At 43.5% G+C, this 23,627-nt stretch carries 24 protein-coding genes; 19 read left to right on the forward strand and 5 right to left on the reverse strand.

Annotated elements, in window-relative coordinates; translation table 11 throughout:
- Window positions 1-29: 29 nt before the first annotated feature.
- Both ald and adeR read right to left on the reverse strand, forming a co-directional pair.
- On the reverse strand, window positions 30-1,166 hold the full coding sequence (gene ald, locus Q5C82_RS12070) for an alanine dehydrogenase (RefSeq protein ID WP_003220655.1): 1,137 nt from the start codon (window positions 1,164-1,166) through the stop codon (window positions 30-32).
- A gap of 101 nt (window positions 1,167-1,267) precedes the next feature.
- Window positions 1,268-2,497: a sporulation transcriptional activator AdeR gene (adeR, locus tag Q5C82_RS12075; RefSeq protein WP_032727288.1), complete on the reverse strand. Its 1,230-nt coding sequence runs from the start codon at window positions 2,495-2,497 to the stop codon at window positions 1,268-1,270.
- Window positions 2,498-3,065: 568 nt separating this feature from the next.
- On the opposite strand from adeR, the gene Q5C82_RS12080 reads away from it, so the two are divergent.
- The 9 genes from Q5C82_RS12080 to Q5C82_RS12120 all read left to right on the forward strand — a co-directional run bounded on the left by Q5C82_RS12080 (window position 3,066) and on the right by Q5C82_RS12120 (window position 15,227).
- Window positions 3,066-3,359 carry a WXG100 family type VII secretion target gene (locus Q5C82_RS12080; RefSeq protein ID WP_003220661.1) on the forward strand — a complete coding sequence of 98 codons (294 nt, stop codon included), beginning with the start codon at window positions 3,066-3,068 and terminating at the stop codon, window positions 3,357-3,359.
- Between the two features lie 70 nt (window positions 3,360-3,429).
- Window positions 3,430-3,669 carry an ESX secretion system protein YukD gene (gene yukD / locus Q5C82_RS12085; RefSeq protein WP_003220663.1) on the forward strand — a complete coding sequence of 80 codons (240 nt, stop codon included), beginning with the start codon at window positions 3,430-3,432 and terminating at the stop codon, window positions 3,667-3,669.
- Window positions 3,670-3,683: 14 nt separating this feature from the next.
- Window positions 3,684-5,015: a type VII secretion protein EssB gene (essB, locus tag Q5C82_RS12090; protein ID WP_003220665.1), complete on the forward strand. Its 1,332-nt coding sequence runs from the start codon at window positions 3,684-3,686 to the stop codon at window positions 5,013-5,015.
- 60 nt (window positions 5,016-5,075) lie between these two features.
- Window positions 5,076-9,563 carry a type VII secretion protein EssC gene (essC, locus tag Q5C82_RS12095; RefSeq protein ID WP_003220667.1) on the forward strand — a complete coding sequence of 1,496 codons (4,488 nt, stop codon included), beginning with the start codon at window positions 5,076-5,078 and terminating at the stop codon, window positions 9,561-9,563.
- Window positions 9,560-12,793 carry a type VII secretion protein EsaA gene (gene esaA, locus Q5C82_RS12100; protein ID WP_003220669.1) on the forward strand — a complete coding sequence of 1,078 codons (3,234 nt, stop codon included), beginning with the start codon at window positions 9,560-9,562 and terminating at the stop codon, window positions 12,791-12,793. The genes essC and esaA overlap by 4 nt, the downstream gene beginning before the upstream one ends.
- Window positions 12,794-12,824: 31 nt before the next feature.
- The gene (gene essA / locus Q5C82_RS12105; protein ID WP_079996641.1) at window positions 12,825-13,280 is read left to right on the forward strand and encodes a type VII secretion protein EssA; all 456 of its coding nucleotides are present in this window, start codon (window positions 12,825-12,827) and stop codon (window positions 13,278-13,280) included.
- Between the two features lie 66 nt (window positions 13,281-13,346).
- Window positions 13,347-14,078, forward strand: coding sequence for a (S)-benzoin forming benzil reductase (locus Q5C82_RS12110; RefSeq protein ID WP_003220673.1), 732 nt, complete (start codon window positions 13,347-13,349; stop codon window positions 14,076-14,078).
- 196 nt (window positions 14,079-14,274) lie between these two features.
- A complete protein-coding gene (locus Q5C82_RS12115) occupies window positions 14,275-14,805 on the forward strand; it encodes an HD domain-containing protein (protein ID WP_003220674.1) in 531 nt (176 codons plus the stop codon).
- A gap of 185 nt (window positions 14,806-14,990) precedes the next feature.
- On the forward strand, window positions 14,991-15,227 hold the full coding sequence (locus Q5C82_RS12120; RefSeq protein ID WP_003220677.1) for a YuzF family protein: 237 nt from the start codon (window positions 14,991-14,993) through the stop codon (window positions 15,225-15,227).
- A gap of 40 nt (window positions 15,228-15,267) precedes the next feature.
- Here the strand turns inward: Q5C82_RS12120 and Q5C82_RS12125 are convergent, their stop codons facing one another.
- Entirely contained in the window at window positions 15,268-15,657 is a 390-nt protein-coding gene (locus Q5C82_RS12125) for a DUF2283 domain-containing protein (RefSeq protein WP_003220679.1), read from the reverse strand.
- Window positions 15,658-15,771: 114 nt separating this feature from the next.
- On the opposite strand from Q5C82_RS12125, the gene Q5C82_RS12130 reads away from it, so the two are divergent.
- The 7 genes from Q5C82_RS12130 (at window position 15,772) to pdeH (ending at window position 21,453) form a co-directional block, all read left to right on the forward strand.
- Window positions 15,772-16,881, forward strand: a complete 1,110-nt coding sequence (locus tag Q5C82_RS12130; RefSeq protein WP_003220681.1) for an AI-2E family transporter — start codon at window positions 15,772-15,774, stop codon at window positions 16,879-16,881.
- A gap of 59 nt (window positions 16,882-16,940) precedes the next feature.
- A complete protein-coding gene (locus Q5C82_RS12135; protein ID WP_003220683.1) occupies window positions 16,941-17,162 on the forward strand; it encodes a spore germination protein in 222 nt (73 codons plus the stop codon).
- 72 nt (window positions 17,163-17,234) lie between these two features.
- Window positions 17,235-17,483 carry a YueH family protein gene (locus Q5C82_RS12140; RefSeq protein ID WP_003220685.1) on the forward strand — a complete coding sequence of 83 codons (249 nt, stop codon included), beginning with the start codon at window positions 17,235-17,237 and terminating at the stop codon, window positions 17,481-17,483.
- Between the two features lie 71 nt (window positions 17,484-17,554).
- Complete coding sequence (locus Q5C82_RS12145; protein ID WP_003220689.1) at window positions 17,555-17,953, forward strand: YueI family protein; 399 nt, start codon at window positions 17,555-17,557, stop codon at window positions 17,951-17,953.
- 96 nt (window positions 17,954-18,049) lie between these two features.
- A complete protein-coding gene (locus tag Q5C82_RS12150) occupies window positions 18,050-18,601 on the forward strand; it encodes a cysteine hydrolase family protein (protein ID WP_003220692.1) in 552 nt (183 codons plus the stop codon).
- Between the two features lie 15 nt (window positions 18,602-18,616).
- Window positions 18,617-20,089, forward strand: coding sequence for a nicotinate phosphoribosyltransferase (locus Q5C82_RS12155; RefSeq protein WP_003220693.1), 1,473 nt, complete (start codon window positions 18,617-18,619; stop codon window positions 20,087-20,089).
- 134 nt (window positions 20,090-20,223) lie between these two features.
- Entirely contained in the window at window positions 20,224-21,453 is a 1,230-nt protein-coding gene (pdeH, locus tag Q5C82_RS12160) for a cyclic di-GMP phosphodiesterase (protein WP_003220696.1), read from the forward strand.
- Here the strand turns inward: pdeH and Q5C82_RS12165 are convergent.
- Entirely contained in the window at window positions 21,429-21,797 is a 369-nt protein-coding gene (locus Q5C82_RS12165; RefSeq protein WP_003220698.1) for a hypothetical protein, read from the reverse strand. The two genes, pdeH and Q5C82_RS12165, sit on opposite strands and share 25 nt — an antisense overlap.
- 114 nt (window positions 21,798-21,911) lie before the next feature.
- A complete protein-coding gene (locus tag Q5C82_RS12170) occupies window positions 21,912-22,028 on the reverse strand; it encodes a hypothetical protein (RefSeq protein ID WP_136975871.1) in 117 nt (38 codons plus the stop codon).
- A gap of 231 nt (window positions 22,029-22,259) precedes the next feature.
- On the opposite strand from Q5C82_RS12170, the gene degQ reads away from it, so the two are divergent.
- From degQ to comX, 3 genes are all read left to right on the forward strand, one after another.
- Window positions 22,260-22,400 carry a degradation enzyme regulation protein DegQ gene (degQ, locus tag Q5C82_RS12175; protein ID WP_003220708.1) on the forward strand — a complete coding sequence of 47 codons (141 nt, stop codon included), beginning with the start codon at window positions 22,260-22,262 and terminating at the stop codon, window positions 22,398-22,400.
- Window positions 22,401-22,585: 185 nt separating this feature from the next.
- Window positions 22,586-23,446 (forward strand): polyprenyl synthetase family protein, encoded by an 861-nt coding sequence (locus Q5C82_RS12180; protein WP_003220710.1) that lies wholly within the window; start codon window positions 22,586-22,588, stop codon window positions 23,444-23,446.
- A 12-nt stretch (window positions 23,447-23,458) separates the two neighbouring features.
- The gene (gene comX / locus Q5C82_RS12185; protein ID WP_003220712.1) at window positions 23,459-23,623 is read left to right on the forward strand and encodes a competence pheromone ComX; all 165 of its coding nucleotides are present in this window, start codon (window positions 23,459-23,461) and stop codon (window positions 23,621-23,623) included.
- Window positions 23,624-23,627 lie beyond the last annotated feature (4 nt).

Genomic DNA, 23,627 nt, shown 5'->3' on the forward strand with positions numbered 1-23,627 from the left:
GCAGAAATCTTTCTGCAAGCTCAATGTCATTAAGCACCCGCAACAGATGACTCATCCTCTAAAGCTTTCTTGGCAGGAACATACTCATATCCTAAATCCTTTGCCACAGCTTCATAGGTCACATGTCCGTTTGCTGTGTTTAAACCAGCTCTCAGTGCCGCATTGTCTGCGAGCGCTTTTGCTGCCCCTTTGTTAGCGATTTGCAGCGCGTATGGAACAGTAACGTTAGTCAGGGCGATTGTTGATGTACGAGGGACAGCGCCCGGCATGTTCGCCACAGCGTAGTGGACAACGCCGTGTTTTTCATATGTCGGCTGATCATGTGTAGTAATATGGTCGACAGTTTCGACGATGCCGCCTTGGTCGATCGCAACATCAACAATCACTGAACCCGGTTTCATTTGTTTGACCATTTCCTCAGTGACAAGAGTCGGAGCTTTAGCTCCCGGAATTAAGACCGCGCAAATGAGAAGATCCGCTTCTGCCACAGCATCTGCAATATTGACCGGATTAGAAATTAACGTTTTAATCTGATGGCCGAAGATGTCATCAAGCTGGCGCAGGCGGTCTGCGTTTAAGTCGATGATGGTCACGTCTGCCCCGAGGCCGACAGCCATTTTCGCCGCGTTTGTGCCGACTACGCCTCCTCCGATAATCGTTACTTTTCCGCGGGAAACGCCTGGCACTCCGGCAAGCAGAATGCCTTTACCGCCTTTAGGTTTCTCTAAAAATTGCGCTCCGATTTGCGCTGCCATTCTGCCTGCAACCTCTGACATCGGCGTCAGAAGCGGCAATGTCCGGCCGTCACTAACCGTTTCATATGCGATCGCCGTAACCCCTTTATCTTTCAAGGCCTGTGTCAGCTTAGGCTCAGCTGCTAAATGAAGGTACGTAAACAGCACAAGCCCTTCGCGGAAGTAGACATATTCTTCCGGCAGCGGTTCTTTGACCTTCATGACCATTTCGGCGTCCCATACCTGTTTCGGGTCAGCCATAATCTCCGCTCCTGCTGACTCATAGGCTTCATTTTCAAATCCGCTTCCAAGGCCCGCGCCTGTTTCAACCAGCACCCGATGGCCGTTTGAAATGAGCTGAGAAACGCCTCCAGGTGTTAATGCAACGCGGTTTTCATTGTTTTTTATCTCTTTAGGAACCCCTATGATCATATCTGTCTCCTCCTGTATCTGTGATGTTTTTAGTGTAGCTTGATTCTTAAGAAAATTCTTTGTTTGAAAAAGAAAATAAAAAAACATGGATTTGTGAAATTTCACAAATCCATGTGCCGAAGCTTGATATCTAAATAGATGGTGAATTTTTGATTCACATTTTTTAAATCGATTTCAGCGATCTGGCTGATACGCTTGAGACGGTAATTCAACGTATTAACGTGTATATTTAACACCTTGGAGGCTGTATTCACGTTGCTGTCTGCTTCAATAAAACGCTCTAGTGTTTCTACCATATTTGACTGGTGATCTCGATCATATTGTTCCAGTTTGGAAAGCGAATAGTTAAAATATCCAGTCTGTTTCCGTTTTTCATCTAAGATATCCAAGTATTGATAAATGCCTAACTCAGAAAAACTGAAAAGATGTTTTGTCTCTTCTGCGAACCGTTCCTTTGCTTTTAAGACCGACAATGCCTCCTGATAGGAGCGGGAGACAAAAGAAATAGAATGGTATATTCCGCCAAAAGCGATAGAAACGTCTTCTATTTTATAACGTTCTTTCAGCTGTTTTTGCGTACTTAAAGCAAACTGCTTTAAATCTTGAAAAGGGTGATCTGTTTTAGGGGCGGTTAAAATAATGAGTTCATTGGAATCTACGGTTGTCAGCAGCACGTGAACCTGCTGGGTCGTTTCCTGCAAATATTGCAGCTGCTGTTCGATTTTTTCAGTCAGCTCGCCGTTTATCCGGATGATCATAACGGAAAACTCAGAAGGGGCAGCCATTCCAAGCTTGTGGAAGCCATCCGCCATGTCATGCTCCTGATGAATGTGTCCGGTCAGCATTTTCCAGAAAAACTCTTGGCTGCGTTCTTCATTTTTCGTTTTTCTGATTTGGAGTTTGAGAAGCTTGTTTTTCACTGCTTTTGCCGCCATTTGCAATGTCTTCAGATCATCGTCAGACAATGTTTTTTGGATCTCAAGCGCCCATATGAAGCCAAGCACTTGGTTGTTTTTCCAAATGGAAATGGCAACGCGACTGCTTAGTCCAACTTCATCTATTTGCTTTACTCTGATCGGCTGGTCCGTTTTTAAAAGAGCTGGAATCGTCCCGTCTTTCCACAACTTGTTAATGACCTTCTCGGGCACTCTTCTGCCAATGATTGTAGACGTTCGGGCAGGATCTGTGCAGTCGCTGTGTGTGCTGTAGGCAAGCAGCTTGTGGTTAACATCCTCTATGGTGATCGGGCACCGCAGAACGTCGCTGATATGATCAGCTACATCTTCAAGTCTGTCAAAACTGTATTTAAACGGATCATTCGGCATGGTCATAAATCTCCCTACTTTTCATGCTTGATTTTTCTTTGACATTACATCCCCTTCCTTTTATTATGATTGTTGTTGTTTGGGAAAATCAACAACAAAGAGAGGAAGCCAAAAAACAAGTACATGGCATATTGAGAGAAACGTCTTAATATATGATTGGCGGTGCATTCGCCTTTTTACACTACAGTTGTATGCCTTAAATGATACGAAACTTATCCTATTACCCTTCTAAGAAAGTCATCGGGGGCAAGACTGATTAAGGAAAGAAAAAACTGAACCTTTCAGAAATGGTGCTGTAGCATCAAATTTTCTGAAAGGTTTTTTTTGGGAGTTGGTGAATCATTTGGGTCTTTTGGATTATTCGGAGAATGAAGAGGAGATTAAGAAAATAAACCTACTTGTTTAACAATATATGTCATTTTTAAGTGAGTTGGGATAAACCATTGGACTCATTTTGTAAAATTAAAACATATTTGTTTGACTGTGCCGGAAAACTGTTTTTATAATAATGACGTTCTAAAAATAAGTGAATTAGCCCATATTTAGGCTGATGGCACAGGAGGTAATGAGGAATATGGCAGGATTAATTCGTGTCACACCCGAAGAGCTAAGAGCGATGGCGAAGCAATACGGCGTTGAAAGCCAAGAAGTATTAAATCAGGTTGATCGTTTAAATCGCATGATCTCTGATTTGAAAAGCATGTGGGAAGGTGCTTCAAGCGAAGCGTTCGCAGATCAATACGAGCAGCTCAAACCTTCATTTATCAAAATGTCAGATTTGCTTCAAGATGTGAACCAACAGCTTGATCAAACAGCAAATACACTTGAGTCTACTGACCAAGACATCGCAAATCAAATCCGCGGATAACAGTATGAAAGGGAAGGAGCGCCTGATTCACGAGAAGACGGCGCTCTTTCTATGTAAGGGTGATCCTAAAATGTATATTGATATTACAATAGATTTGAAACATTATAACGGCAGTGTCTTTGATCTCAGGCTGTCAGATTACCACCCGGTGAAAAAAGTAATTGATATTGCTTGGCAGGCTCAAAGCGTAGCTATACCTCCGCGCGAAGGGCACTGGATCAGAGTGGTTAATAAGGATGCGGTGTTTTCCGGAGAATGCAAGCTGTCTGATTGCGGCATTACAAACGGAGACCGGCTTGAAATATTATGAAAGGATCTGGTTGAATGTCAGGTAAACAAAAATCATATTTAGAAAACCAATTAGAAGCCGTTACCGAGAAAACAGATGGCGGCTATACATTTACCTTTCAGCGGGAAAAAATAAAGCTTCTGGACGGTCTCGAAGCCAACGTGATCAAAGATGTAAATCCATTTTTTCATAAAGAGATCGATGTGACGGATGATGAAGTGATCATCACAATCCAACCTCCTCCCTCCTATAAAGCATTCCGCGTAATAAAGGCAAAAGATAAAAAAAGCAAATGGCAGTTTGCCTATCAGCTTGTTCAAGCTGTACAGCAGCACAATCTGACGAGGCTGAATTTGATTGTCGCTCCTGAAAACATTGTATTCGATAAAGGCCTAACGCCTTATTTTCTCCATTATGGAGTAAAAGAAAGCATTCCTCCTTACGAGCATGATGAGGAAAGAGTGTGGAGGGAGCTGAAAGCGGCAGCAGCTTTGGCAGTTGACGGCGCTTTTGATTTTGAAGACTACCTGAAATTTAATGAAACGCTGACGTTCTCCGCAGAGGCTAAGGCGATTTTGGATACGGCGTCCTATGATGACCTGCTCGAGCTGATTCAAACCCATATCGATGAGCTCGAAGCTAAAGCGAAAACCTACATACATATCCCGAGAAAGAAATGGAACATCCAGCGATATATCGGCCTGGGGCTCATTGTTTTGCTTGTACCCGCCCTTATTTATTCGATGTACTCATTATTTTTCGCACAGCCAAAGCACCAGGCGATAGTGGACAGCAACCGAGCTTTCCTAAATAAGCAGTACAGTGAAGTTATCAGCACACTGTCTAAGTACGATGCAGAAAGCCTGCCTGAATCGGTGCAGTATCAGCTTGCTTATTCCTATGTAGAAGTTGAAAAACAGCTTTTAGATTATCAACGGGATAATATTGAGAAGCTAGTGACATTGCAATCTGAACCGCAGCATTTCCTTTATTGGATTGATATTGGTAGAGGGGATTATAAAGAAGCGATCAGTATTGGACATAAGCTCGAGTATAACCCATACATTTGGCTTGGCCTTTATAAATATAAACAGCAGCTCTTAGCTGAGGATAGTAATGATGAAGCAACTCAAAAAGAACTTGATTCTGTAGACAGCGAACTTGATAAAGTGAATAAAGCTAACGCTGAACAGAAAAAAGAATCGAATACTGAGTCTTCACCAACTGATACAACCGAAGAAAAACAACAAGCTGAAGAGAAAGCGGCAGAAGAAAAAGCCGCAGCCGAGGAAAAAGCGAAAAAAGAAGAACAAGCGAAGAAAGAAAAAGAAACAGAAAAGAAAGATGAGAAAAAAGATGACAAATAACGTGAGACATGAAGCGCAGGTCATCGCATGCTGCCAGTCGGCCGTTAGGGGGTTCGCCATTTGAGTCTATTATGGGTTTTTTACCAAAATAACGTTCAAAAACTGAAACTGTCTGACCTCCCGTCGTCCCATCCGGTGACTATAGGGCCTGATGTGAAGGATTCCGTTACGATCGGCACCATTCCGTTTGAAAGCGGAGTGATTTCTCTTCAAAGAAAGGAATCCGGCGGCCAATACGAAGTTTTCCAGGGAAATGATTGTCTTGGCACAATTGAGCCGGATATATCATTTATTCTCCAATCGGATCAGCAGAGTATTCGCTTGATCTTGATGGGCAGTGAGCCTGAGAAATCCGTTTATTTTACGGGGAACCGGGATGAAATCATATGCTCTTCAGAAAAAACAAATGCAGATATTTATTTGAATCCGCAAAATTTTGCTTTTGCAGAACAAAGCACGTTTTCTTTGCTTCGTGTCGGCAGAAGCTGGTCGGTTCATCCTGAAAGCGGGACGATCTTCTTGAACGGAGAGAAGATCATCGCCAATACACCGCTCCAACCGGGGGATGAGATTTTCTGGAATTTTACGCAAATGAGAGTGACGGAACAAGACCTTTTAGAAGTTGTTCATTTTGCACCGTTTGAAACAGCATTAACAGAAACGGTCAAACCGAGCACAGAGATGCAGAAAAAATATCCGCAGTACAGAAGAACGCCGCGGATGGTGTACGATTTGCCGGATGACCGCGTTTCTTTCAGTTTTCCCTCTCAGGAGAGCGATCAAACCAACAGAGGGCTGTGGCTCGTCATTCTGCCGCCGCTTGTCATGCTGATCGTGATGGGCGTTGTCGCCATCATCCAGCCGCGCGGCATATTCATACTCGTTTCTCTGGCGATGTTTATGATGACCCTCATTACCTCGACGGTGCAATATTTCCGGGATAAAAACCAGCGGAAAAAACGCGAGGAAAAACGGGAGCGCGTATATAAGCTTTACCTAGACAATAAGCGGAAAGAGCTTCAGGCGCTAGCTGAAAAGCAAAAGCAGGTACTTGAATTTCACTTCCCTTCGTTCGAACAAATGAAATACCTAACAAGTGAAATCAGTGACCGGATCTGGGAAAAATCGCTTGAAAGCAAGGATTATCTCCAGCTGCGGCTGGGGACGGGAACAGTCCCTTCAAGCTACGAAATCAATATGAGCGGCGGAGACTTGGCCAATCGTGATATTGATGACCTCATGGAAAAATCGCAGCACATGCAGCGTGTTTATAAGGACATCCGCAATGCGCCGGTTACGGTGGATTTGGCGGAAGGTCCGATGGGGCTTGTCGGTAAATCGCAAATTGTGAAAAATGAGATTCACCAGCTGATCGGACAGCTGGCGTTCTTCAATAGCTATCACGATCTGCGTTTCGTTTTTATTTTTCATGAAGAAGAGTATAAAGACTGGGAGTGGATGAAGTGGCTTCCGCAATTTCAAATGCCCCATATTTATGCGAAAGGGTTTATATATAATGAGCAAACCCGAGATCAGCTCCTGTCTTCACTTTACGAATTAATCAGAGAGCGCGATCTCGAAGATGACAAAGAAAAATTGCAGTTCAAACCGCATTTTGTATTTATCATCACGAATCAGCAGCTGATCTCAGAGCACGTCATTCTCGAATATTTAGAAGGGCAGCATGAGCATCTGGGCATCTCTACAATTGTGGCCGCAGAAACAAAGGAAAGCTTGTCGGAAAACATTACGACTCTTGTCCGCTACATCAATGAGCATGAAGGCGACATTTTAATACAGAAGAAAAAAGCGGTAAGAATTCCGTTCCGCCTTGATCATCATCAACGCGGGGACAATGAACGGTTCTCACGCACACTGCGGACGTTGAATCACCAGGTCGGCATTACGAATTCCATTCCGGAAACGGTATCGTTCCTGGAGCTTTTCCATGCGAAGGAAGTAAAAGAAATCGGCATTCAGCAAAGATGGCTGACGAGTGAATCGTCGAAGTCGCTGTCAGTGCCGATCGGCTATAAGGGAAAAGATGACATTGTGTATCTGAACCTTCACGAAAAAGCTCACGGTCCGCACGGGTTGCTTGCGGGTACAACGGGGTCAGGGAAAAGTGAATTTCTCCAGACTTACATCCTGTCACTTGCGGTGCATTTTCACCCGCATGAAGCGGCTTTCTTATTAATTGACTATAAGGGCGGAGGGATGGCGCAGCCGTTTCGCAACATTCCTCATCTGCTCGGCACAATCACGAATATTGAAGGCAGCAAAAACTTCAGTATGCGTGCGCTAGCTTCCATTAAAAGTGAGCTAAAAAAAAGGCAGCGCCTATTTGATCAGTATCAAGTCAATCACATCAATGACTATACAAAGCTGTACAAGCAGGGGAAAGCAGAAGTGGCGATGCCTCACTTGTTCTTAATTTCTGATGAGTTCGCCGAGCTCAAAAGCGAGGAGCCTGATTTTATCAGGGAGCTTGTCAGTGCCGCGCGTATTGGGCGAAGCCTCGGCGTTCATTTGATTTTGGCGACACAGAAGCCGGGCGGCATCATAGACGACCAGATCTGGAGTAACTCGCGCTTTAAAGTAGCGCTGAAGGTTCAGGATGCCACCGACAGTAAAGAAATTTTGAAAAACAGCGATGCCGCAAACATTACCGTGACAGGACGCGGTTATTTGCAGGTCGGAAACAATGAAGTGTATGAGCTGTTCCAATCCGCCTGGAGCGGGGCGCCTTACTTAGAGGAAGTCTACGGAACAGAGGATGAGATTGCGATCGTCACGGATACGGGTCTGATCCCGCTTTCTGAAGTGGATACCGAAGATATCGCGAAAAAAGATGTTCAAACAGAAATCGAAGCTGTAGTTGACGAAATTGAACGCATCCAAGATGAAATGGGAATCGAGAAGCTGTCAAGCCCTTGGCTGCCGCCGCTCGCGGAACGTATCCCGCGCACTCTTTTCCCTTCAGAGGAAAAAGACCATTTCCACTTCGCGTATGTCGATGAACCTGATCTGCAAAGACAGGCGCCGATTGCTTATAAGATGATGGAAGACGGAAATATCGGCATATTCGGCTCTTCCGGCTATGGAAAATCGATTACAGCCGCAACGTTCCTGATGAGCTTTGCGGATGTATACACACCTGAAGAGCTTCATGTCTATATCTTTGATTTCGGAAACGGAACGCTTCTGCCATTAGCGAAGCTCCCGCATACCGCGGATTACTTCCTGATGGACCAATCAAGAAAAATTGAAAAGTTCATGATTCGAATCAAAGAAGAAATTGACCGCCGTAAACGTCTGTTCAGGGAAAAAGAAATCAGCCACATCAAAATGTACAATGCGCTGAGCGAAGAAGAGCTTCCGTTCATATTCATCACCATTGACAATTTTGACATCGTCAAGGATGAGATGCATGAGCTTGAATCGGAATTTGTCCAGCTTTCCAGAGACGGACAGAGCTTGGGCATCTACTTCATGCTGACAGCAACGCGTGTGAATGCGGTCCGCCAGTCATTATTAAATAACTTGAAAACAAAGGTTGTCCATTATCTCATGGATCAATCTGAGGGATATTCCATTTACGGACGGCCGAAGTTCAATCTTGAACCGATTCCGGGGCGCGTCATCATTCAAAAGGAAGAGCTTTACTTCGCGCAAATGTTCCTGCCTGTTGACGCGGACGATGATATCAGCATGTTCAACGGGCTGAAATTAGACGTTCAGCATCTTCAGGAGCGCTTTGCTTCAATGGAGCAGCCGGCACCGATTCCAATGCTGCCTGAGAGTCTGTCGACGAGAGAATTTTCTCTCCGCTTCAAGCTGGAACGCAAGCCTTTATCAGTACCGATCGGGCTTCATGAAGAAACAGTCAGCCCAGTCTATTTTGATTTGGGCAAGCACAAGCACTGCCTGATTTTAGGCCAGACCCAGCGCGGGAAAACAAACGTCTTAAAAGTAATGCTTGAACATCTGATAGATGATGAAACCGAAATGATCGGCCTGTTTGACTCAATTGACCGCGGCTTGTCCCAATATGCGAAGGAATCAGATGTCTCATATTTGGAAACGAAAGAAGATATTGAGCAGTGGATCGAAACAGCAGAAGATATTTTCAAAACAAGAGAAGCCATGTATGTAGAAGCCGTCCGCCAGGGAGATGCGCAAAATCTGCGATTCTCACAAGTGGTGCTGATGATTGACGGGATTACGAGATTCCAGCAGACGATTGATACGAGAATACAAGACCGTCTGGCAAATTTCATGAAATCATATGCGCATCTTGGGTTCAGCTTTATCCCGGGCGGAAATCACAGCGAATTCTCAAAAGGCTATGACTCCTTGACGACAGAGATGAAGCAAATTCGCCATGCGATTCTGCTGATGAAAAAATCTGAGCAAAATGTCATTCCTCTCCCGTACCAAAGACAGGAGCCTGAGATTCAGCCGGGCTTCGGATATGTTGTGGAAAACGGGAAGGAGCAAAAAGTTCAAATTCCTTTATGTTCTGCTGAAAGGGAGAGTGCTAGATGACAGAACAACGAAAAAGCTTGATCAAGTTAATATCCGCCGTCATCATCATTTTGCTGCTGCCGGTTTTGTTTTTCCGCTTTATCGGAGACGATCCGACGAAGAAAGCAGTCAATTCCACACGGCAAATCGCGGTGGTGAATGAAGACACAGGCGTATTGAGTGATGAGGTAAAATCTGATGAAGAGGACAAATCCGCCCAGTTCGGCAAGGAAGTAGCGACCGTTCTGGGTGAACGTCCCAATTATTCATGGACAGTCGTAAACCGAAGCGCGGCCGAGACTGGTCTCGCATCAAAGAAATACGATGCGATCGTCTACATTCCCTCAGATTTCTCAAAAAATATTTTGAGCTATGACAAAGATCATCCCCAAAAAGCAACGCTCGAATTCAGCATTCAAGATAACCTGAATGCGGTCAACAAAGAAAAAGTTCAGCGTGAGCTTGAGGATGCGCAAAAGACAATGAACAAAAAAATGTCGGCCTTATACTGGAACTTTGTTTCACAAAAAGTGGACAACATCAGAGGAGAATTTGACAAAATCGTCAATAAAGAATCTGAATTCCAGAATGTCATGTACAACTTTTACAAACCAAGCTCTAATGATTTAGCAGGCGAAATCAAACAGCAAAAAGACTTAATCGATGAGCTGAAGAAATCAATGAACGAAGCGCAGGGCACGACAAAAGAAAAAGCTTCAACAGCGGAGGAAGCCAAAAACACGCTGAAAGATTTCATTGATACCGTTGAAAGATACAAAGAATATCAAGAAAATCAGAAAAAACTGCTTTTGGCAGCCCAGGATTCAACTCAGCAGCAAATCCAGACAGGTCTGGATGCAATCACAGCACAGCAAAAGGCGAATCAGTTCAGCGAACGCATGAGCGGACTGGCAACTGGGATCAGCCAAGCGAAAACACAGCTTGCACAAACAAGTACAGTGTTGGCAAATGCCCAGCAACTTAGGGAGGGTCAAGTGCCTCAGCAGGAACTTGGTATGGCGAAGATACAAAGCGATTTAATTAATCAATACCAGGTCGCATCAAGACAGGCTGCACTAAACCAGGTGTACGAACGGCTAGTTGAAGCGCGTGAGGCGCTCACTGTTGTGAAAGTGGACCCGCGGCCTGGTGGAGATAATGGTACAAATGACGAAGTTAAAGACCCGAAAGAAGAAGATCCTGAAGAACTGAAAATTGATCTTGAAAAACAGCGTGAAGAACTGAAAACCATCGCGGCGGATATTCAGGATATCTCAGACAATCTGAAGGAGCCTGAAAAAGAGGAGCCAATGCCAGAGGACCCGGGAACTGAAAAGCCGGGAACTGACGAGCCGTCCACTGACAACCCTGACAAACCTGATGACGGAAACAACACAAATCCCGATGATACACAGGGAGACACCGGAAACAATGATAACAATAATGATACCGGGAATGACGGAAAAACGGACGGCAATACTCAGGATCAAGACCAGCAGCAGGGAACAGACGGTCAGGAGCAGAACGGTGATGCCTCTAATGGGAAGTCAGACAGCGGACAAACCGAAACGGGCACATCTGCCGAACAGACTGCTTCATCTGATTCAGCCCTTCAATTTATTCAGCTGGCAAATGAAGACGGAACCGGAGATTCAGGAGGCGACGGTGGCACGACTCAGCCTGAGGACGAAGGTCAAACCGGAAACGACGAAATTTCTGATATCGCAAAAGCAAAAGAACAGCTCAGCAAAGCATCAGAACGAATTAAGCAAATCGAAGAAGAGCTGAAGGAAAAAGAAAATACACATAATGAAGCGCTGAAGAAGAAGCTCGAGGAATTGAAGGAGCAAATGGACGGTCTTAATGATGAAATAGATGATCTCAAAGACCAAGTGAAAACGCTCGATGATAAACTCAAAAGACTCGAAGCGAAACGGCAGCGGGAGTTCGAAGGGATTTACAGCGCGATTCGCGAGCTGGAAAATAAAGATCAGCTTCAATTCTCCGGAGAAATCAATACAGAAAGCATCTCCGCTTTAATGAGATACTATAAATATTTGTCTGTTTATGACTCTGTATTATCCGGTACGATAGACAGCACTGCAAAAGCCGGCGCTATTAACGGCCAGCAGGACAAAGTCAAATCAGTCCTGGCTCTCACACCTGCAGAATCAGCCAGCTGGGAAGATCTAAAAAACAACACGATGCAAACCGATGAAGATATTAACAGCTTCATCGACGGCATGACCAAATTTACGGAGGACTACAGCGGCTTCATCCGTGACACTCAAGCGGGTGTTCTCGACGAACTGACGAAAATCTCTGAAAGTGCCGCAAAAGCGACAGAACAGCTCGTAACGGGCACAACGCAAGAAGCTGCGACGTTCAGTAACGACGGGCTGTCTGGCACAATGGCACTGAGTGTCCAAGATACAGTCGGCCAGGAAGTGCTGCAAATGTCAGACATGATGGGGTCATTGTCTGATCGCCAGTCAGGCATTATTGATTACACGACGAATATGCAGCAAAGCGTCAATGATGTTCAGGCGAAAGCTGACACCTTAAACAACAACTGGGGGAAAAATGTCGCTTCTACGAAACTCGTGCGCAATGACGTATACGGTATACTCGGAAATACATTAGTAGACGGGCAAAACAACGGCTATGTATATGACTACTTGGCGAATCCGCTTAAAATCAGCGGAGAGGTTCCGGAAGAAAAAATTCAAACGGTACCGCCGGTTGTCATCCTTGTCATTGTGTTGATCAGCAGTCTGTTAATCGGCTATTTCAGCTCGTATTACCAAAACGCGCCGCTTCTCGTCAAAGGAGCGCTATTCGGAATTCTGAATATCCTTGTCGGACTCATGATCAGTTTGTTCGGTTTGAATATTTATTCACTGCCGGACGATCAGACGATTAAGTGGTCGGTGTTTACGATTCTATTGCTGGTCGCAAGCTCTGCCTTCATTAGGACAGCATTCAGATTCGGTTCGATCCCTGGATGGGTCGCTTCAGCGGCAATGATTCTATTCTATGTCGCACCGCTTATTGATTTGATCATGCCGAACTTTACATTTGAAGATCCGGTTTCGAAAGTATATATCGACATCCAGTACGGTACAGGACACTTGTTTACAATGGGAATAACGGTTCTGCTGATCATTACGGTGATTGCCGCAGCTTTGCCGTTGATCATCCGGATGATGGCCGAACACACAGCAGAAAGCGATGAAACGTATGAAGCGTAATCGCAGCATGGAAAAGGGGATCATGATTTGTATGCTCTCCTTTTCCCTTTTCATACCCTCTGCCGCCGCTGCCGAAACCGGGGAAAATACAGATGTCGCGCCAAACCAATATGAAAAAAAAGACATTGAAATCGATACGAATTATTTGCATGAAGATACCTACTATGAAGAGAAAACAGAACTGCCTGAGGAACAGAAGGATATCACTTTTGATAAGCCCGAGGACAAGGACGCCGAGCTAATAAAAGATTTGTTTACATCAACAAATCCCGAAGAATCCAACACGATTGCAGCTCAGTCGAAACAGCTCGGGATTACGTTTGCTGAAAAACCAATGACAAAGACGTCATCCACGGAAACAGAAGAAGGACAAGAAACATCTTCATTGCTGCTTCCGATTATCTATATTGTGCTGATCCTGCTCGGAATTGCAAGCATTGTATTCCTCATCCCAAAAGTCATAGCGCAGGAGAACAAAAAGGCATAGGCCCTGTGCTTGTGTTGTGCAAAAGCGGTACCGTACAATAGGAATGGAAGGAGGAGGTTGTTTCTAATGGAACTATATATCATCACCGGAGCGTCAAAAGGACTGGGTGAAGCCATTGCATTACAGGCTTTAGAGAAGGGTCATGAAGTTCATGCCTTATCTAGAACGAAAGCGGATGTCTCTCACGAAAAACTGACGCAGCATCAATTAGACCTCATCAATCTCGCAGAAGCTGAACAGCAATTTGAAACATTGCTTTCATCCATTAATCCAGATCGTTATTCAGGTATTACCCTGATCAATAACGCCGGAATGGTAACGCCGATCAAACGCGCCGGCGAAGCGTCTCTTGACGAGCTTCAGCGCCATTATCAACTGAACCTGACTGCGCCCGTCCTTTTGAGTCAGCTGTTTACAAAACGGTTTGCTTTATACAGCGGCAAAAAGACGGTTGTCAACATTACGTCAGGCGCCGCCAAAAATCCATATAAGGGATGGAGCGCGTATTGCAGCTCAAAAGCCGGTCTCGACATGTTTACGAGGACATTCGGATTTGAACAAGAGGATGAAGAGCTGCCAGTGAACATGATTTCTTTCTCACCAGGTGTGATGGACACTGAGATGCAAGCTGTCATCCGTTCTTCATCGAAAAAGGATTTCCACGACATTGAACGTTTCCGGAAGTTAAATGAAACAGGAAGCCTTCGCAGTCCGTCCTTTATTGCCGGCACACTGCTTTCTTTATTAGAAACAGGGACAGAAAACGGACGCATTTACGATATTAAAGAGTTTTTGTAGAGCAGACATTTTCTGCTCTTTTTTTTATAAAAAAGTCAATCGCCCTCGCATTCAGTTGAGCAGCCGCATATACTGACTGAAACTCTGCTTTTAGGGTATAACAATGATGATTAGAAGACAAAATGATGTGACATAAGAATTGAGTTTCTCCGCAAATTATGTTAGGATTCTAAAAATATCTAAAGGAGGGGTTTCCATGAGAAAGGTTACATTAATGGATGTTTTCACCCATCCAATTGCACAAAAATATCTACAGCGTTCTGGCGTAGCACATGCGATTGCCTGCGCTTACCATGCGTACAGGCTGTCTATAAAGAATGACATCAACCCTGATTTAGCTGCAAAAGCGGCGCTGCTGCATGATATCGGCCATTATGAATGGTATACAGACGGAAAGTGGGATTATGAGAAATACAAAAGAAATGACATTCATGCCATTAAAGGGGCGGAACGGGCTCATAAGCTTCTGATTAGGCTTGGCGAGGAACCGAAAGCGGCAAAAGAGATTGCCCTTGCCATTTTGCTTCATACCGATTCTTATTTACCTGAAGGCGAATTAGATAAAAACACGCTGCAGCAGATTGTCAAAAAAGCGGACGAACTTGATGAAGAGCCGGGAGGCCACCATCATTACCGCCAAATCGATCCTTCAACTGCACGTAAAAAAATAGAAAAGCTGGACCAATTAATCGACCAAGCCCAAGCATCCATGACAAAGCCTGTATAAGTCCCGCTTTTTTCACGGAACAGCGCCAGCTTTCTTCGCTGTCTCCGCTTCATCACCATTTCCTTTACCCGCTTCCAAACATATTCTCCTAAAATCCCCGCGTTCCTGGTTTTATCAGGTAAGCCTGTGTCATTATCCATAATTGCGGCATAAACTGAGATAAAACATCAAAAGGGGATTGAAGTATGGTCAACCAAGGTAGTCCGCAACTGGTCTCTTTAGTCGATCCTTATGTCTATCAGACCATTAAAAAGCTCATCGGCTCAAGGTTCGTGATACAGACAGTACGAGATACGGTCAGAGGCAGACTGATCGATGTAAAACCTGACCATATCACCATTGAAGGAGCCCGAAATTCTGTTTGTTTGATCAGAATCCAGCACATGATTTCCGTCACGCCAGATTACAGTGAGCGGGTTTAACAGTGCTTGCGCATGAAAAATAGGCGTACACCGGGACGTCCTATTTTTCAGTTAAGCGCTGTAAAAAAGCACTATGATACATTGTACCGTCAAGGTCAAAACCGGCAAATTCTTGATAGTCACCATCTGAAAAACAAAAAGTGACGCCGTACACTGTATAGCTGGAATGGACTGAAGCATGTTGGCGAACACGAAAATGATAACCATCTGAATCTTTTACATATAGCCGGGATTTCCCGGCAAATGGGGCACAGAGCAGTGCTGCCTCACCAAAACATTCGAATCCGGCGATCTTGCCGTCTTGGCTGATATCAAGCAGGATACAATCATTGACTCTAAGCTCCTCAGACCGTACATTCCTGCTCTTATTTGGAGGAAGGACATAGATATAAGCCAGTTCTGAATCTTTATCGTATGTCACTGCTTTCATCATCAACACTCCTTTCATTATATTAAGAGTTCTGATATGAGTTCATTTTTGTTACAATGATGGGGTATAAGTCCTTTTATCTGACAGACAAAGAAAAACTAGGAGGAACAAAGCTTGTTGAAATCAAAAGTCCATTTTTGGACATTGCAGATTTTATTTGTTTTGCTGATTATTTACGTAGCAACAAAGGTTTCATTTGTATTTCAGCCGTTTATTGTTTTTATCTCAACATTGTTTTTCCCGATGCTGATTGCGGGAATTTTGTATTTCATTTTTAATCCGGTCGTCCGCCTGCTTGAGAAAAAAATTCCGCGGACATTATCCATTCTATTGATCTATTTACTATTTATCGGTTTGCTGGCCTTCGTTTCAGCGTCAGTCGGGCCTGTCATAACATCGCAAGTGACCGGGCTGTTTAACAATCTTCCTGATTATATAAAACAGATTCAGTCGCTGACAAAAGATTTGTCCCATTCCCAATGGTTTACCTGGATGATGAATCAGGATTATGTATCGATATCAAAAATTGAACAGTCGTTGACAAGCTTTCTCCAAAACCTGCCGCAAAATATCACGTCCAGTTTATCTGCGGTGTTTGGTGTCGTGACAAACATCACACTTGTTATTATCACTGTTCCATTTATCCTTTTTTATATGCTGAAAGACGGACATCGCTTTCCGCATCTGGCGGTAAAAATTCTTCCGGCTTCTTATCGGACAGAAGGCTTAAAGATTTTTAAAGATTTATCCGATACGCTTGCGGCTTATTTTCAGGGACAGCTGTTGATCTGTCTTTTTGTCGGAACAGCGTGTTTTATCGGCTACTTAATTGCCGGGCTGCCGTATGCCTTGATTCTTGGGATTGTCATGGCGATTACCAATATCATTCCTTATGTCGGGCCTTTCCTCGGAGCTGCGCCGGCTGTCATTGTTGGTTTTATGGACTCTCCGGCCAAAGCGCTGTTTGCGATTATTGTGGTTGTCATCGTTCAGCAGCTCGATGGGAACCTGCTGTCTCCTCTTGTGATCGGAAAGCGGCTGAATACGCATCCGCTTACGATTATTTTGCTGTTGATCGGAGCGGGAAGCTTCGGCGGCATTCTCGGCATGATTTTAGCAGTGCCGGTCTACGCGGTAGTGAAGGCATTCTTCCTGAATATTGTCCGCTTGTTCAAGCTGCGCCAGCGGTCACGCCTTGAAGAAAACGCCAAGTCCGCTGAATAGGCGGGCACCATTTGCGCCTCTTTGCATATGATGCTGTAAGTCAATGCGGAGGTGGGGAAATGCCTGCGATTGTAGGTCCGATTTATATTATGTCAATATCAGGTGATGCAGCGGCCAGCTTTGGGGATGTGTTTGCGATTTCGCCAAAGAGCGTTGATCACTCAGGCGCAGGATCGGGTGCGTTTCAATTAGGTGATTATATGAAGGTCAATAATGAATACAGTAAAACGATTTTCAATGATGCCGATATCATTGATGAAACAGTTTCGTTTAATGGGTAACAGCCTTTTCAGGAGAGGCTGTTGCTTTTTTATTGTATAATATGGGTAGTCTTTGAATAGAGAGGTCATGTTATGAAAATCAGAAAAGCGAATATCAATACGCAAACCGATATGATCACGGACGTGTATCTGCATGAAAACAGAAAAGAACTGCACACGCTAGTTGCGGTTCCGCAGCTGGAGTGGAGTACGATCATTTCTTATGAAGAAGATAAAGCATCTCTGCCTGATCGGCTGGAAGCTTCTTTGCGCCGGCATACAGAGGAAGAACCGGCTGGTGAGCTGGCCAAAAAAATCATTCATTGGGTAACAGAAATGTAAACCGCCCTTGAAAGTTTAGCTCCTGCCTGATCAGGTGATAATGAAGACAAACAAGACGGGAGGACAAGCTTTTGAGTGATGAAAAAATAGATCTCTATTTGCAGCAAGGAATGTACGGACCCTTGGAGACAAAGCCTGACGAGCGCCATTTGTTTTTAGGCTCATTAAGGGAAAGAGTGCTTTTGGCATTGACGAAAGGGCAGGTGCTCAGAAGCAAACCCTATAAAGAAGCGGAGCAGGCGCTGAAAAACAGCAAAAACATCACCCTTTTGATTAATGGAGAGCTTCAGTATCAATCGTACTCTCCCTATATCCAAATGGCGAACCGGAACGGAGTGCACTTCAAGATCGTATCTGATCTTCAGTTTCATACGCCTTTAGGCCTTGTCATTGGGGCTGACATCGCTGTGAATCGTGAATTGATATATATTCAGGACGACATTTTTAACCGGTCAGTGCTGAAACCTTAAGAGACAAACGGACCGTTTGTCTTTTTATTCATGGCAATTCACTTACAACTGGAGATAAGATATAATGTTCTCATACTGATGGCGGGGAGGCCGGCTATGAAAAAAGCACTTATTTGTATTGATTATACGAATGATTTTGTGGCGAGTGACGGAAAATTGACCTGCGGGGAGCCCGGCAGAATGATTGAAGAGGCGATCGTCAATTTGACTGAAGAATTCATCACAAATGGTGATTACGTCGTATTAGCAGTAGATTCTCATGATGAAGGGGATCAATATCACCCTGAAACCCGTCTTTTTCCTCCGCATAATATCAAAGGCACGGATGGAAAAGATCTGTACGGAAAGCTTTTGCCTCTATATCAGAAACATGAACATGAACCAAATGTTTACTACATGGAAAAAACGAGATATTCTGCTTTTGCGGGAACTGATTTAGAGCTCAAACTCAGAGAGCGGCAGATTGACGAATTGCATCTTGCCGGTGTCTGCACAGATATTTGTGTGTTGCATACAGCGGTTGACGCTTACAACAAAGGTTTTCGGATTGTTGTGCACAAACAGGCTGTTGCCAGCTTTAATCAGGAGGGGCACACGTGGGCTCTTTCCCATTTTGCAAACAGCATCGGAGCGCAAGTGGCAGAGTAAGGAAGGGGAAAAATAGTGTTAGAGTATGGATTTAAAGATGACAGCCTGTCATTACATACAGACCTTTATCAAATCAATATGGCAGAAACTTACTGGAGAGACGGCATTCATGAAAAGAAAGCCATTTTTGAGCTTTTTTTCAGAAGGCTTCCGTTTGAAAATGGTTATGCGGTATTTGCAGGCTTGGAAAAAGCCATCGAATACCTGGAAAATTTTAAGTTTACGGATAGTGACCTGAATTATTTACAGGAAGAACTCGGGTATCATGAAGATTTTATTGAATATTTGCGCGGTTTAACTTTTACAGGTTCACTTTACTCCATGAAAGAAGGAGAGCTCGTATTTAACAATGAGCCGATTATGAGGGTGGAAGCCCCCCTTGTAGAAGCGCAGCTGATTGAAACGGCTTTGCTCAACATTGTGAACTACCAAACATTAATCGCAACAAAGGCTGCCCGGATTAAAGGCGTCATCGGCGATGAAGTCGCGCTTGAATTCGGAACAAGACGGGCGCATGAAATGGATGCAGCCATGTGGGGAGCGAGAGCAGCCTTAATCGGCGGATTCAGCGCGACTAGCAATGTAAGAGCTGGAAAGCGCTTTAATATCCCGGTATCCGGCACGCATGCGCATGCGCTTGTGCAGGCTTACCGCGATGAATATACAGCTTTCAAAAAATACGCGGAAACGCATAAGGATTGCGTCTTCTTAGTCGACACGTATGACACGCTTCGCTCAGGCATGCCGAATGCGATTAAAGTGGCCAAGGAATTCGGAGACCGCATCAACTTCATCGGCATTCGCCTGGACAGCGGCGATTTGGCATACTTGTCAAAAAAAGCCCGGAAAATGCTCGATGAAGCAGGATTTACAGATGCGAAAGTCATTGCTTCAAGCGATTTGGATGAGCATACCATTATGAATTTAAAGGCTCAGGGGGCGCGCATTGATGTTTGGGGTGTCGGCACGAAGCTGATCACTGCTTATGACCAGCCGGCTCTCGGCGCGGTTTACAAACTCGTTGCCATTGAAGAAGACGGGAAAATGGTCGATACGATTAAAATTTCCTCCAATCCTGAAAAAGTGACAACACCGGGCAGAAAGAAAGTGTACCGCATTATCAATCAGTCCAATCATCATTCTGAAGGCGACTATATTGCGCTTTATGATGAGCAGGTAAATGATCAGAAACGGCTCAGAATGTTCCACCCGGTTCATACATTTATCAGCAAATTTGTCACAAATTTTTATGCGAAGGATCTTCATGAGCTGATTTTTGAAAAGGGCATTCTTTGCTACCAAAACCCTGAGATCTCAGACATACAGCAGTATGTGCAGGATAACCTCAGCCTGCTGTGGGAGGAATATAAGAGAATCAGCAAGCCGGAAGAATATCCGGTTGATTTAAGCGAGGACTGCTGGAGCAATAAAATGCAGCGGATTCATGAAGTAAAAAGCAGACTTGATGAAGAGCTTGAGGAAGAATAAAGAAACTGGCCTTTCGTTCGCGAAGGGCCAGTTTTCTTTTTGAATATATTATTTTTCATGATTAGACAATTATCGTCAAATTATTTGATATACTTAAGGATGAAAGCTGCGCGTATTGTAAGGGGGATAAATCAATGAGGGTGTTTGTTGCAAGACAGCCTATTTTTAATAGAAAAGAACAGGTTGTTGCTTATGAGCTGCTGTATAGGGAAAGCGAAGAAAATATATATAGCGCGAAAGACGGCGATCAGGCAACAACAGATTTAGTAATCAACAGCTTTTTAAACATCGGAATTGAGAAGCTGACGGAAGGGAAACGCTGTTTTGTTAATTTTACGGAAAGCCTGATGTTTTCGAACCTTCCCACCTCCTTCAATCCGAAACAGCTTGTCATTGAAATCCTTGAAGATATACCGATCACGCCGGCCCTCGTCTCCAGATGCAAAGAGCTGAAAAAAATGGGGTATATGCTGGCACTTGATGATTTTTATGCGATAAACCCGCAAAATGAAGGCTTATTGGAAAAGCTCATGAGCTATATTGATATATTAAAAATTGATTTTCTCAAAACAACACGAATGGAACGCAGAAAAATTTTGCAAACCTACGCCTGCAGAGGCTTGATTTTTTTAGCGGAAAAAGTAGAGACCCGAAAAGAATATAAACAAGCGGCACAAGACGGCTTTCAATTATTCCAGGGCTACTTTTTCAGCGAACCGCGCATCATTAGCGGGCATGATCTGTCGACTCATTTCTATTCTTACTATGAACTGCTTAACGAATTGAGCAAAGAACAGCCTAACATAAAGCGTGTGACCGAATACATAGAGCGGGATTTATCACTATCCTATCAAATCTTAAAATTTTTAAACTCATCCCACAGCCGTTTGAGCCAGAAAATTGAAAGCATTCAACAGGCCATTATGCTGCTTGGGTTTAATGAAATCAAACGGTGGATATACATTCTTTCCTTTAAGGATTTAAGCAGAAAAGGGCATTCCAGCAAGCACGAAATCATTAAGATTTCTTTGATGAGAGCAAAGCTTTGTGAGCTGCTGGCGAGAAAAACAGCCCGGCCGCAGCCTGCTTCTTATATGCTGATTGGAATGTTTTCTCTCATAGACACCCTGCTGCACCGAGAAATAGAGGATATTATTCAAGAATTGCCTTTAAAAGATGAAGTCGGGCAAGCGTTATTAGGCCATCAAAACGACTACTACCAAATGCTTGAGCTTGTGAAATGTATTGAAAGCAACAACTGGGACACTTGCACAGAATTAGGAAAAGAACTGGACAAAGAAGAAGCGTATGAATGTTATCTTGAAGCTCTAGAGTGGTGTCATAATCTGATGGACGCAAAATGATTGCGGTCCTCTGACCACCGCAAAGCAAGAATCATTCGGCATTGCGTCCCGATGAGGCTGATGTAGATGCCATCGGGATTAAAGACCGTATCCACTTCATGCCGTACGCCCATTTGTTTGATCAGGCGCTTTACAGATTGTTTGTCTGACTGTTCGGCTGCGGTCAGAATGCGGTGCGAGAGCTCCCGCGAGCCGACAATGCGGCTGAGAACAAGCTGGGCATCGGCGAACAGCCCTGACGCCTCCCTCGCTGAACGGATAAAGATATCTGTATTGGCAGGAGAAGCTGGAGGGCGGCGAATCTCATACGGATAGGCGTAAAACCAAGGATAACAATAACTCATGGGAGCACCTCACACATAAGGGATGTTTCTATATGTATAGATCCCTAATTGCCGAATATGACAAAGCGAAAAGGCCACAACTTTAGCGTTGCGGTCTTTTTCGGTGTTTGTCGGTCAGGATACGCCAAGAATCACATATTCATTTTTGAAAATACAGTACCAAGGACTATAGTCTTGCTTGGTAAAAATGCGAAACCCGTTAAAATCAAGGAGATTAAGAATCTTTCTCAATTTTCAGCACACATAAATGCTCTTTCGCATAGAAAAATAGTCCCGTTCTTGTTGTGATTCCTTTGAGCATAAGGACCTATTGATATTTGCGGTGTCACGCAGGACTTTTTTGTATACTTTTCGGTGAAAAATAAGCCGAAAGCAGATACACTATTAGTAACAGATCAAATACCTAGGACTCGTTCACCATACACAATTCATTGATCTTTCAAAAAAAGGAGTGTGGAAACGATGGAAAAGAAACTTGAAGAAGTAAAACAATTGTTATTCCGACTCGAACTTGATATTAAAGAAACGACAGATTCATTACGAAACATTAACAAAAGCATTGATCAGCTCGATAAATACAATTATGCAATGAAAATTTCGTGAAAAAGACTTGGAAACAAGTCTTTTTTTTCGTTCTACTGATACAATAAATGGATAAAGTATTATATGATTGTTAAAAAACGAAAAACCTGCTGTCCTTTAAATGTCCCATTTAGTAAAATGGAATGAGAGGGGGGGAAGTCGTTATTGAGCAGATATGTTTAGATACTTTCCGGATCAAGGAGAAAATGAAGGAGATTGTAAGCCAAAAAATAAAGAATCAGGACTTGGAACGATATCTTCAGAATTTTATTGAGTCTAAGGATACTTTTGAGTTTGCCGAATTGGCTCTTCATCATTATTTAGCTTTTAATGGTCAGGACCAAAAAGCAATCGAATGGCTAGCTGCCGGAATTGAATTGCTTATACTCTCATTCGATATTTATGATGACTTAGAGGATAAGGACAATGGAAATGCTGTATGGATGAAGATTGACTCGTCAATCGCTTTAAATGCAGTTACAGCTCTTTACACCCTAAGTATACAAGTGATGTGTCAAGCTAGTCATGAACCAAAATTTTCACAAGAGATATTGAATTTTGCGTTACAATCAATTCAAGGCCAGCATGATGATATTGTGAATGCGCCGCAAACTGAAGAAGCCTGTCTTGAAATGATCAAAAATAAATCAGGAGCGCTAACGGCATTGCCCTGTGTAATGGGAGTAATGTTAGCAACAGGCAAATACCATCCCATCGTGGCTTCATATTCTTATGAACTTGGCATTATTGCACAAATTGAGAATGATTATCAAGGTCTATTTTATTTAAATAACGATTTTGTTCAGAAGAAAAACACGTTAGCATACTTATACCTAAATAAACGTTTTAACGAAGCTTCTGAAGAAATTTTACATTGGTATAAGAATATTAATCTGTTCTTATCGTTAAACCCCAAATTTATTAAGCAAAAGCTGACAGAGGCAGGCGTTATGCAATATTTACTAGTTATGAAACACTTATCGTTACAAAAATTTAAAAAACAAATTATTCAACTGGAATTAGATGAATCTAAAAAACAAAAATTGATATCAGTGCTTATTAAGTAAAGGAGGATTTTTATGCAGGAGATTGTTGGATACCTAGTGAAATACCCAGAGGTATTAGAGGAAGTAATGGAAGGCAGAGCTTCAATATTGAATGTAAATCAAGAACAATTAAAAAGTATAATAGATGCCTTTAAGGGGTTACAAGTAGCTTCTACTGTTCATTGGATTCCTTCTTGAGGTT

Source organism: uncultured Bacillus sp. (genome assembly GCF_958411575.1).
GTDB classification, from domain to species: Bacteria; Bacillota; Bacilli; order Bacillales; family Bacillaceae; genus Bacillus; species Bacillus spizizenii.